Origin of the sequence: Coprococcus sp. RTP21204st1_G4_RTP21204_210225, assembly GCF_040915385.1 — a bacterium.
In the GTDB taxonomy this organism is placed as follows: domain Bacteria; phylum Bacillota; class Clostridia; order Lachnospirales; family Lachnospiraceae; genus Allocoprococcus; species Allocoprococcus comes.
Genome location: NZ_JBCPDP010000010.1, coordinates 1 through 11244, shown reverse-complemented (window position 1 = coordinate 11244; position 11244 = coordinate 1). Strand labels below are relative to the sequence as shown.

Sequence of the window (11244 nt, the reverse complement as noted above, 5' to 3'; positions counted from 1 at the left end):
CCGATAACCGTACCGGACAACTAACTGTCCGGCTAAATCCTTATTCAATTAAGGAACTACGGATAGAGGACTCGAACCTCTACTAACAGAGTCAGAGTCTGCTGTGCTGCCATTACACCAATCCGCATCATCTGTTTGTTCGCTCTGGTTCTCAACAGCGAACAAATTTATTATAGCAAATCTTTACGGAAATGCAAGCATTTTTTTACATTTTTTTAAAGAAAGTCATTTCAAGTACTTCTTCTTCTTTTTTCTGACATTTTTCTAGCAAAATTCTTTTATCATCTGATCATACTCCAGCCAGTCATAGCCCTGTCTCTTATACAGCTTCCAGGCTCTTTCATTCTCCTTTTCTACTTCCAGACGGAATCTTGTCACACCCTCTTCTTTTTGCTCTTCCATATATCTGAAATACTCACTTCCAAGTCCTTTGGAACGATACTCTTCTAATATATAGAGTTCTTCCAGCCAGTACACCATCCCGCCTGCTTCCTGCGAAAAGGTCTTGGCGATCAGTCCATAGCCTGCGATCTTGCCTTCCCATTCCAGGATAAACAGTTCCGCATAGGTATCACTTTTCAGACATTCTTCAAATGTTTTTTCCAGATAAGAATCCGGAACCGGATGATCCACTGCTGGCATCCGGTAAAAATCATGCGCCATTTTTATGTAGATTTCTTTGTCTTCTGCTTTTATTTTTCTGATCATTTTCCAGTTCTCCTTTTAATATCCTCACGAAAAGAGGTCACTCCCTGTTCGCTTAGAAAGTGATCCCTTTTCCCATTCTTATACTCTGCATAATATCATGCACTGCTTTTATTTTCAATACCTCCTGCCCGAAGGCTGGGTTTTCCGGAAATCTTATGAAAATCGTACAAATGGATTCTCATATCTGGCAATATTTCCCAGCTTCTCCTCAATCCTCAAAAGCTGATTATACTTCGCGATCCGTTCTGATCTGCACGGTGCTCCGGTTTTGATCTGTCCCGTGTTAAATGCCACCGCAAGGTCTGCAATAAACGGATCCTCTGTCTCTCCTGACCGGTGGGATACAATTGCCTGATAACCAGCCTTCTGCGCCATCTGGATCGCATCGATGGCTTCCGTCAGAGTCCCGATCTGATTCACCTTGATCAAAATTGCATTAGCGATCTCCTTTAAAATGCCGGCGTTCAGCCGTTTCACATTCGTCACAAACAGGTCATCCCCGACAAGCTGCATATCCAGTCCCAGTCTCGTCGTCAGAAGCTCCCAACCTTCCCAGTCTTCTTCATCAAGCGGATCTTCAATGGAAATAATTGGAAATTCTCCTGCAAGCTCCTCATAGTAATCAATCATCTCTTCCGTCGATCGCGCCACACGATGTCCGTGCATCTTCGCCTCTCCCGGAAATACATACTCTTTTCTCTCTTTATCATACAGCTCACTCGCCGCCGCATCCAGTGCGATCACAATCTGCTCTTTCGGTTTATAACCTGCCTTTTCAATCGCACGCATGATCATGTGTAGTGCTTCTTTCGCATCCGGCAGATTAGGTGCAAATCCACCTTCATCCCCGACTGCGGTCGGATAATCGTACTTTTCCAGAATCGCCCGAAGCATCTTATAGATCTCGGCGCACATCTGAAGTCCTTCTTCAAAGCAGACTGCTCCGACCGGCATGATCATAAATTCCTGGAGATCAATGGAATTATCCGCATGCCGTCCCCCTTGTGTCAAGCTAATGACACAAAATTTTTGTAATTTGTCCATCATCACTTCAACTGCAGATTTTCTGCACCTGCTCTACATACTTCACCAGCTCATCAGCAAAATTCCATTCAATTTCTATTCGCTTATCATTATATACCTTGATACCACGAATAAAAGTTACTGCTATCTCTCTGGTTAATTGCTTATTTCCTTCGATCAGGTCTGTCAGGCACTGTCTGCCATCGGGCGGAAGTTCAAATAAACGTTCAGCCGCTTCACTCTGTTCTGTCTCCATTTGCGCTATCGCTAAGGTTTCTTTCTCAATTTGTTTATCCAGCTTGTCATTTTTTCTGGTGAACTCTTCTTCTGAGATTTCTTCCATTGCATATCGCATATATAGTTCAGTCTTCTGGTGCTTGTATCTGCTAATACTGTCTTTGGCATCCCGAATCTTTTTTGCAGCTCCATTCACTTTTGATTTTAATTCTGCTTTCTGTAATTCGAGTACCGGTTCAGCATCATCACTGATCTTTGCAAACAGCTTTATTGCCCTGAAAATCATCTCATTGAACTCGTCATCATATAAATTGTCTGTTACACAATCTTGATTTGCCGCATTAAATTTCCTTGGGCACTTAAAGTGCGGATTGCATCTGGTTACATGCTGTAGATTCTGACCGCATCCCCCACATTTTACCAATCCTTTCAGCGAATAATTATTATTGTGGGTTTTGCTCCTCTTTCTGGAATTTAATTCCAACTTTTCCTGTACAGCATCAAACACCTCTTTAGAAACAATCGCTTCATGCGTACCCTCAACCACAATCCAGTCTTCTTCTTTTGTTTTCAAATGCTTATTACTTCCTACCGAAGCAACTTTCCACTTGCCGCCAATCGTAGTTCCCGTATACGTTTCTGTCATCAGTATCAGTCTTACAGTTACCGGATACCAGATATATTTTTCTGTTGTTTTCTTCACACCAGTTTTCAGAACTTCTCTTTTATATTGACCTGGACTCATAATTTTCTGCTCATTCAGGTAACGTGCCAGCTGAGTAATATTCATTCCATCAAGATATTTCTGAAATATCATCTTCACAACAGGCGCTGTCTCCGGATTAATCACGAGGCTGGTCACATCTTCATCAGGCTTCAAATATCCATACGGTGCTCTCGCTCCCATATATTTTCCAGCTTTCTGACGCTGTATCAAAGTTCTTTTTACTTTAACGGAAGTATCAATGCTATGATGTTCGTTAATAATATTTCTGAAACCAACATCTATTCCCGGCATACCAGATTCATATTTCATACTATCAACATTATCATTGATCGCTATGAATCTCACATTCATAAATGGAAAAATTTGTTCCAGATATGTGTCAACCTCTATATGATTCCTGCCGAATCGAGAAAGGTCTTTCACTATAATTGTGCTGACTTTTCCATCTCTTACTAATTCCATCATACTTTGGAATCCTGGGCGATCGAAATTCGTTCCACTATAGCCATCATCTTTGAATTCTAACACTTCCGTATTTTTGAACTCATTTTTACTGGCTATGTATTGCCCAATCACAATTCTCTGATTGGTAATACTATTGGATTCATCCAGCATATCCTCATCTTCCAGCGACAATCTTAAATACTTTACTATGCACTTACCATCTGACATCTGATCACCCCCTCCTCTAAAATTTCTGATAACGCCTGTATTTCATCTTGAAATTTAAATTCGATCTCTATACGTTTGTCTTCATATAAAGAGATTTTCTTTATATAAGAACGGACAACATCTTTTGTAAGGAATTCCAAATTCTTTCCTTTACTGAATTCAGCAAGCCACGAGAAGTTCTTTTTACACAATTTTTCTGTAATTTTTCTACTCCTCTCAATTTCTTTCTGTCTTGTAACTAGATCTTTTTCGACCACGGTTATTCTTTCTGTCATACGATTATATGCATTCGTATCAATCTCGCCCGAAACATATTGCTCATATAGTTCAAATCGTCTTGCTTCGTTCCTTTTATTGAGCTGAACAATCTTACTCTGTTCCCTGTTCAAATATTTTTTGAATGTCTCAAAATATTCATCATTAAAGCGTTTCAGTTGCGATTTTAATTCACATACTGTTTTTAGCTGCATGATGAGTGCCCGATACACCAGTTCATCAATTACTTCTTCTTTCCAGCGATTACAGTTATATTTTTCCTTGGAAATTTTTGCATAATTACCACAAATGAAATAGTAATTATAATACAAAACACCATTCTTTTCGCTGTAATAGTATCTCCGAACCATATTAGCGCCACAGTCACCACAGTATATCAATCCAACATACTTGTTATCCTGTTTTCCATGAGTCTGCATATTCGACAAATCTTTTTTGGGCAATGCTTTCTCCTGCTTTAATTTGATTACATTTTGTACTTTTTCAAATAATTCATCACTCACTATAGCCTTATGGGTATTCACATGTTCAATCCATTCTTCTTTATCCAGCATTACATTTTTTTCTTTTGTAAGAAGTGAGGTTCTTGTTTTATGTGAATAAGTATTTCCCAAATAGTGCCTATTTTCCGCAATCTGTTTAATTACAGATGATTGCCAATGCATATCCGTTTCGTCAATTCTATCCAAGAATAACTTCCCAGTTCTTGCGTATACCCTTGGCGAAGCCAGCAGCATGGTATTAAACTCTCTCGAAATTTTCAAATATGACTGCCCTGCAGCAAGTTTTTCAAATATTTCTACTACATACGGTGCAGTTAAAGGATCGGGAACAGTAGTAGATTTTCCTTTTTCATCTCTAGCTCTCTTATACCCATAAGGAGCATCTCCACCACAATATTCACCTGACTCCATCTTAATTTTCATAGCACTTGTCATCTTTACTGATGCATCTTTTGCGTACATATCATTTGCAAGATTCGATATCATGATTCCCAGCATCTGATTGTCACATTCTGGACTGATACTGTCATAGTTATCATTGACTGATATAAAGCGCACCTGCATAAATGGAAATATTTTTTCCAGGTATTTTGATACTTCTACCAAATCTCGACCAAATCGTGATAAATCCTTTACTATGACCGTATTTATTTCTTTTGTTTTGATGTCACCAAGCATTCTCACAAAGTCATCTCGATCAAATTTCGTACCTGATATACCGTCATCCTTATAAAACTTTACAACTTCAATATCCGGATGAGATTCTGCGTAAGAAAGAGCGATCAGTTTCTGTGTCTCCAGCGATTCTCTCTTCTCACCATTGATATCTACAGATATTCTGGTATAAATACCGGCTTTCCAGATTTTCTTCGGTGATGCCTGCACAAATGCTTCAGCCTGTTTCATCTGGCGATTTTTTGTTCTTGCCATTATACAGCCACCTCCTGTTTTGTTTTTCCAATCTGTTCTGCCAGTCTTGCAGCTGTTACCAGTTCATCTTGAAAGCGGTAAACAATCTCTATTTTTTTCCCTTCAAATACATTTATTTTTTCCACATACTGAAGAAGCATATCCCTGTCAAGATCTCCCAACGACGGTTTCTCAAGAAATGTGTTCACCCATTCTTCGCACAGCAGTTTATTTTTAAGGAGATCTTCCATATACTCTTCCTGCTTTTCAATATTGCTTTCCAGACTTTTAATTTCTGTCTGATACCGTTCTCTAAGCAAAGCGTAATCATCCCTAGAAATAACTCCTGACGCAAGATTTCCCGATAATGAATGTAACAACTTATAATATTTATTGACTTTGTTTCGTAATTCAAGTATCTGGTCATCATGCTGTATCAACGTCTGTGTATCCAAAGAATTTTCTTTCAAATACTCCACTGCATTTCGTATGGCATCCGTCATCTTACTGTACATTTTCAAAGAATCCATCACCAGCTGAATCAGCACATCTTCTCTGATGCTATGTCGGGAACATTGATCCTTCTTTTTATTGTAAGAAGAACAGATATAAAAAACTGTCTTTTCTCCTTTATAACTGTTAGTTCGCCGAATCAGATTACTTCCACAGTCTCCACAGGATAATAACCCACCAAACAAATAAAGTCTGTTTTCTCCTGGTGCTATCCTGGTATCCTTCGCAAGTAACATCTGAACTGTTTCATATTCTTCTTTTGTAACGATGCCTTCATGATGATTTTCAAAAATTACCCATTCTTCCTTTGGTAATGCCCTCTGCACCTTAACTTTATAGTTAATTCTTTGGGATTTTCCCTGTTGAAGCACTCCATAGTAGATTGGATTCTTTAAGATACGGATAATTGCTACTGCTGACCACCTGGATGTCAGATGTGTCTGAAATGACGATTTGAAGTTTACTCCGGTCGCACGTTTGTAATCAGCCGGTGCAAGAACTCCCAGTTCATTCAGTTTATCTGCAATCAGCTGATTGCTCATGCCCTCCATCTTCCAGGTAAAAATATCTCTTACATGCTTTGCTGCAACCGGATCAATTTCTATCTGACTTTTATCAGCATCACACTTTTTATACCCATATGACACGTAATTTCCCACATATTCTCCAATATTTCTTTTTGCACTCAAGTGGCTTCTTACTTTTTGAGAATTCTGTCTGCAATACGTGTCATTAACAAAGGATTTCACCGGTAATACAAGATGCGTATCAGTAATGTTTGCTGTTTCAGAATCATAATTATCATTGATTGCTATAAATCGTACTCCCAGTTGTGGAAATACTTTTTGAATATACCGATCAACATCTATATGCTCTCTACCGAATCGAGACAAGTCTTTTACAATGATACAGTTGATTTCCTTATTTTCGATTGCCTTGAGCATTGCCTGAAAACCCGGACGCTTAAAATCAGTACCCGAAAAACCATCATCTTTAAATGTCTCAACAATAGTAATATCAGACGTCGATTTCATATAGTTATCAATCAAAATTGACTGATTTACAATAGATTCACTTTCAGCCTTATCTCCGTCCTCAATACTAAGACGAAGGTACTTGGCTGCTATCCAGATATTTTTTTGCATAAAAAACACTCCTATCCAAAGATTCTGCCAAAACAGAACCCTTAAATAGAAGTGCTCTATTCAAATTTAGTCCTGTTAGCATTATAGCACACTTCGTCTTCTGTGTGAATATGAAATTTTGTTGTTCCAGTTATTTCCTTATGCCAATCCAGCTTTCTTTGCTACAAGCTGTTTTGTACAGTCTATATAGGAAAGGGAAGCAGCTGTATTAAAAACACTTTTTACGACATAGCCCATATCTTCATATACATACGGGTTATCAGAGTGATTAAGCAGCACTTCCATCTTATTGCTTTTCCTGCTATCCAGCTCTGAAATCAAATCCTTGTACTTTGGCAAACTATCTCGGTCAATCTCTTTGATATCAACCGTTTTCAACGCTTCTAATCTTTCAACTGCTGTCATGGACATCGCCTCCTTTTCCTATAGTTACCATTATCGAAAATAAATATTCGTAACAGCTATGTAGTCTTCTCTTCCATTCCCATCTGAATCCGTACTGCTTTCAGTACCCGATCCAGGCTCCACTTATTTACTCTTCCGCATTTCTCAATAATACATTTCGTAGAAATGCTCATAACCTGTTCAGCCAATGCCAGGCTTCCTTTTCGGATTCCCGTCATATCATATTTGCTGATAAATACATGCGTTGGCAAATACCGTTTCTTATAAATTCTTGATGTCAGCGGAACTACCGTTATGACTGAACTGTATGTATTGGCTTTATTATTGCTCACTACGATCACCGGTCTTACTCCACCCTGAACCGAAGTTGTCGGGAACATACCGAGATCTGCCCATAAGATATCTCCTCTTCGGATTTTCATTTGTCCTCTCTCCAATCTGTTATTTTTATTTGTAAAGCATCCATAGCGCTATATTGGCTCCACAGGAATACGGCAGAGTTTCTTTCCAATAAGGAAAGCTCTGCCGCATAACCTCTATAGCCAATTTGATTATTAAACAGTGCTCGCTCGATTCTATTTATCCTCGATACCCCGAATCGTTACTCCCGCATATGCAGGAAGGGAATAATAACCTGCCCGGATGCACGCTCCGGACCACAACCCGGAAACTCTCGTTTCCAGGCTCCAGCAGTTCATAGGTTTACCAGTTACAGACTTTTCAGGGTCTGCAAGTGTATCGCATCTCATACACGTCATCGCATCACCAGCCTGCCAGCTGGCTTCGGTCAGTGCTTTTTCGCAGCATTACGGACTGAACTAAAATCTTTGTTTTGTCTTATAATCCTATAGCGGCATCTTCCTCGTGCTCACTGTATGAAATGTCACATCAGTTATTATTGAATATTCAGTTATCATGGTTCATTTTAGGAAGTCCTTTAACTTCCTCTAATTACTAAAGTCAAATGACTTTGGCAGATGCAAAAGATTTTGAAAAATTTTTAAAAAAATTTATTCATATACATTTCACGCATCTTATTAAGAGTGGATTTCAGCTTGTATGACAGCATCTGTCTGGAAATCCCCATAATCTCTGCCATCTGTGTCTGTGTCTTGTTTTCAAAGAAAATGCCATAAATAATCATGCGTTCCTCTGAGTTCAGCTGATTGATCACTTTGTGAATATCCTGCTGTTCCATTTTTGTCAGTACACAGTGCTCCACATCACAGTTCAGATCTGGAAAATCCTCAATCATGAAACCTTCTCCATCAATGGACTGACCGCTGTAAGGTACCTCCCGCAGCATCTTATCCACGACCTCACCCAGTTCGTTCTTAAGCTCAACTTTTTTTGCCTTGCTGCTTCTGTAAAAATTGTTCATCGCATACGCAACTTCTTTTGTAACCTCGATCATTTCTCCATCAATATTTGCGTAATACTTTCCTTCATAAAAATATGGGTGTTCAATATACATGTCCGTTCCTCCTGAATTTGAAATCTTGTTGCTCGTTTCAAATCCAGAAGGCGGACCTCTGTTTAGGATCATGCCTGCTCCGCCTTTATCCTGCCGGGATACGCCCGCAGTTATTGGCTGAAAAATTCAGGCACGAAAAAAAGCCCCAGTAGTTTTTTCTTAACTACTGAGACTTTCGTCTCTTTCTTGTATTCAGTTATCTATGCCTTCTTTCATCAGCATAATCATTGTATCAGGATAAAGTTCACAAAGTATCCGCAATACGTTCCCATAAGTTCATGTCATTATTAGAATCGTACATATTTCAGTGTAAAAAGTTCACTATTTAAATTCTGATTATTTATAGTTAATATGTTCTATCAAAATGACTATTGTCTGTTTCATTATTTAATTTAACAAAACAATTCCTATGCCAAAAGGCGGAGTTCACTTTACATTTTCCCCACTAAAGCTGAACAAGTCGAACTCTGTATATGATATTATCGTATACAGGAATATGTTTTGTTTGGTGTATCGAAGAAAATAAAAGTAACGATATTGTATGTTACGAAAGTGATATACAGTGTCGTTATTTTTATGCTATAATGCGGATATGAATTTAACAAATCGGAATTTAAAGAGGAGGAATAATGTAATGAACTTCTTTGAAAATACTCGTAAGCCACAAGGCTTCGGTGGAAAATTGATGACGAAGATGATGAACATCGGTCACGCCAAGTTATCACAATGGGGATTCTCAAATATCTCAGTGAATCCGGACGCTACGGTACTGGATGTTGGTTGCGGAGGCGGTGCAAATATTGTAGCCTGGTTGGGCAAATGCGGAAATGGACATGTGACAGGAATGGATTATTCGAAAGTCAGTGTGGCAGAATCTCAAAAACTGAACGCCGCCGCCATTAAACAAGGGAAATGTTGCGTGGTTCAAGGTGACGTATCTGCTATCCCTTTTCCTGATGCGGTTTTTGATTATGTTTCTGCTTTTGAGACAGTTTACTTTTGGCCGGGATTGAAAAAATGTTTTTTTGAGGTAAATCGAGTTCTGAAAAACGGAGGGACATTCCTGATTTGTAACGAATCTGACGGAACGAATGACGCAGATGAAAAATGGACAAAGTTGATTGATGGTATGAAGATTTACACATCTAATCAACTCATTGCTGCTTTGAAAGAAGCAGGTTTTACAGAGATAAAAACGTATTCAAATACAAAAAATCATTGGATAAGTATTGTTGCAACGAAATAGCCAATTTCCAGTTTTTTGAGAAAGGATTCCATCAAATATGATCACATTAAGAGAAAGTGTCAGTATATCAGCGCCCTTTGAAAAGTTAGATGCCTGGGCAGACAACTTTGAAGAGGAATTTGTCAAATGGAGCCCACTGCACTTGGAATGCCAGCTGTTCGATAAAGGCATCAATAAAGGAGACAGGGTCAGGTTTTTTGAGATTGTTATGGGACTTGACTATGATGTCACCGGCACCATTATTGAATCCGAGCGAGATAAGGATCATTTCAAAATAAGCTTTGAAAGTGACAAAAAAACAGCGATTATTACTTTTGAAGGGCAAAGGACTCCGGAAGGATGCAGCTTCACGCACATAGAAAGTTTCGGAATGCAGGCGCCAATCATTGGCCCAATCATGAATTTCCTGATCTTCAAAGTTTTCTATAAAAAGAAATGTAACTGGGATTTGATCAGGGATGACATGAAGCTGGACAATATCTATCTCTCGAACATTCTATCCAAGGGAGAATATCCGGAAAGAATACCGACGAAAGACGTTAAGAAATATGCGCCGAAAGATTTGATGGAGAGAATGAGCAAATGAATTGCAAACAGCTCAGTATAGGTTAGGTAAGTTCATGCGAGTAGCAGAGATTGAAAAATCAGCAAGGAACCAAATGGAAAAGACACCTTTGCAACATTCAAATTCCAGTTTGTAGAAAAAAGAATGGCGAAAGCTGTTCTCTTTTTTCATGTATATCTTAATTTAAAATCCCATAATTAACATTCTTGGCACTGCCCATTGGGCAGTTGCCAAATATGGGTTGCACTTTTGGTTGCATTTTTTGAGAAGGTTGCATTTTTGGTTGCACTTTTTTGGAAAACTGCAGCCAGAAAAAGCTAGTGTTTTGGTGTGCTACCCGTCAAGTAGACAAATTAAATAACGAAAATTTTTTCTTCCCCGGTACAGTTTATGTACCGGGTTATTTATGCAACGTTTTTTAGTTTTTGTTCATGGAATTCCAGTGGTGTAAGCACCTCAAGATTTCGTTGAACTCTTTTGTTTGTGTAGAGAACAAAAAGACGGGCATTGAAGAAGCCATTGAAACTGAAAAGTTGAAACAGGCACTTGTTGAAGATAAAAACAGTATAAAGAAATATTTTGTAATGTATGCGAAAGCAGATTTTGACGATGAAGATACACGAAATCAGGTGCTTGAATATTTTGTAGATAAGATATATGTGTATAATGACCGTCTGGTGATTACATGGTATTATTCAGATGATAAAACATCTATTGACCTAGATGCATTAACAGAATTACAGAAACATCTGAATCTAACACGGTGGGAGTATCCCAAAGTTTGTGTAAACCTCTAAACTGATGTAAGATAGAATTACTCAGTTTGGAGGTTTATTTTATG

11 protein-coding genes, 1 tRNA gene and 1 pseudogene are annotated in these 11244 nt (G+C 38.6%); 3 read left to right on the top strand and 10 right to left on the bottom strand.

The features are described from left to right. Positions 1-56 precede the first annotated feature (56 nt). The 10 genes and pseudogenes from AB5213_RS10470 to AB5213_RS10425 all read right to left on the bottom strand — a co-directional run bounded on the left by AB5213_RS10470 (position 57) and on the right by AB5213_RS10425 (position 8592). Positions 57-127, bottom strand: a tRNA-Gln gene (locus tag AB5213_RS10470). A 137-nt stretch (positions 128-264) separates the two neighbouring features. Continuing rightward, entirely contained in the window at positions 265-708 is a 444-nt protein-coding gene (locus AB5213_RS10465; RefSeq protein WP_342999599.1) for a GNAT family N-acetyltransferase, read from the bottom strand. Between the two features lie 153 nt (positions 709-861). Continuing rightward, a pseudogene (gene eno, locus AB5213_RS10460) lies at positions 862-1728 on the bottom strand (phosphopyruvate hydratase); the annotation flags it as partial. A gap of 31 nt (positions 1729-1759) precedes the next feature. Further along, positions 1760-3367, bottom strand: coding sequence for a recombinase family protein (locus AB5213_RS10455; protein ID WP_368276668.1), 1608 nt, complete (start codon positions 3365-3367; stop codon positions 1760-1762). Then, entirely contained in the window at positions 3346-5076 is a 1731-nt protein-coding gene (locus tag AB5213_RS10450) for a recombinase family protein (RefSeq protein WP_349123186.1), read from the bottom strand. Before AB5213_RS10450 ends, AB5213_RS10455 begins: the two co-directional genes overlap by 22 nt. After that, complete coding sequence (locus tag AB5213_RS10445) at positions 5076-6713, bottom strand: recombinase family protein (RefSeq protein ID WP_368276667.1); 1638 nt, start codon at positions 6711-6713, stop codon at positions 5076-5078. The genes AB5213_RS10450 and AB5213_RS10445 overlap by 1 nt, the downstream gene beginning before the upstream one ends. Positions 6714-6851: 138 nt before the next feature. Next, a complete protein-coding gene (locus AB5213_RS10440) occupies positions 6852-7118 on the bottom strand; it encodes a DUF6870 family protein (RefSeq protein WP_119221745.1) in 267 nt (88 codons plus the stop codon). A 56-nt stretch (positions 7119-7174) separates the two neighbouring features. Further along, entirely contained in the window at positions 7175-7540 is a 366-nt protein-coding gene (locus AB5213_RS10435; protein ID WP_349123183.1) for a type II toxin-antitoxin system PemK/MazF family toxin, read from the bottom strand. A gap of 153 nt (positions 7541-7693) precedes the next feature. Beyond that, positions 7694-7876 carry a hypothetical protein gene (locus tag AB5213_RS10430; protein ID WP_349123182.1) on the bottom strand — a complete coding sequence of 61 codons (183 nt, stop codon included), beginning with the start codon at positions 7874-7876 and terminating at the stop codon, positions 7694-7696. A gap of 242 nt (positions 7877-8118) precedes the next feature. Beyond that, positions 8119-8592 (bottom strand): sigma factor-like helix-turn-helix DNA-binding protein, encoded by a 474-nt coding sequence (locus tag AB5213_RS10425; protein WP_349123181.1) that lies wholly within the window; start codon positions 8590-8592, stop codon positions 8119-8121. Between the two features lie 634 nt (positions 8593-9226). On the opposite strand from AB5213_RS10425, the gene AB5213_RS10420 reads away from it, so the two are divergent. The 3 genes from AB5213_RS10420 (at position 9227) to AB5213_RS10410 (ending at position 11200) form a co-directional block, all read left to right on the top strand. Then, positions 9227-9838, top strand: coding sequence for a class I SAM-dependent methyltransferase (locus AB5213_RS10420; protein WP_349123180.1), 612 nt, complete (start codon positions 9227-9229; stop codon positions 9836-9838). 37 nt (positions 9839-9875) lie between these two features. Then, positions 9876-10424: an SRPBCC family protein gene (locus tag AB5213_RS10415; protein WP_178616191.1), complete on the top strand. Its 549-nt coding sequence runs from the start codon at positions 9876-9878 to the stop codon at positions 10422-10424. Between the two features lie 512 nt (positions 10425-10936). Then, positions 10937-11200, top strand: coding sequence for a hypothetical protein (locus tag AB5213_RS10410; RefSeq protein WP_368276666.1), 264 nt, complete (start codon positions 10937-10939; stop codon positions 11198-11200). Positions 11201-11244 lie beyond the last annotated feature (44 nt).

Excerpts from the sequence above, each read along its gene's own strand:
- AB5213_RS10415 (WP_178616191.1), top strand. The coding sequence starts at position 9,876 with ATGATCACATTAAGAGAAAGTGTCAGTATATCAGCGCCCTTTGAAAAG.
- AB5213_RS10430 (WP_349123182.1), bottom strand. The coding sequence starts at position 7,876 with ATGACGTGTATGAGATGCGATACACTTGCAGACCCTGAAAAGTCTGTA.
- AB5213_RS10420 (WP_349123180.1), top strand. The coding sequence starts at position 9,227 with ATGAACTTCTTTGAAAATACTCGTAAGCCACAAGGCTTCGGTGGAAAA.
- AB5213_RS10465 (WP_342999599.1), bottom strand. The coding sequence starts at position 708 with ATGATCAGAAAAATAAAAGCAGAAGACAAAGAAATCTACATAAAAATG.
- AB5213_RS10425 (WP_349123181.1), bottom strand. The coding sequence starts at position 8,592 with ATGTATATTGAACACCCATATTTTTATGAAGGAAAGTATTACGCAAAT.
- AB5213_RS10440 (WP_119221745.1), bottom strand. The coding sequence starts at position 7,118 with ATGACAGCAGTTGAAAGATTAGAAGCGTTGAAAACGGTTGATATCAAA.
- AB5213_RS10435 (WP_349123183.1), bottom strand. The coding sequence starts at position 7,540 with ATGAAAATCCGAAGAGGAGATATCTTATGGGCAGATCTCGGTATGTTC.
- AB5213_RS10445 (WP_368276667.1), bottom strand. The coding sequence starts at position 6,713 with ATGCAAAAAAATATCTGGATAGCAGCCAAGTACCTTCGTCTTAGTATT.
- AB5213_RS10455 (WP_368276668.1), bottom strand. The coding sequence starts at position 3,367 with ATGTCAGATGGTAAGTGCATAGTAAAGTATTTAAGATTGTCGCTGGAA.
- AB5213_RS10450 (WP_349123186.1), bottom strand. The coding sequence starts at position 5,076 with ATGGCAAGAACAAAAAATCGCCAGATGAAACAGGCTGAAGCATTTGTG.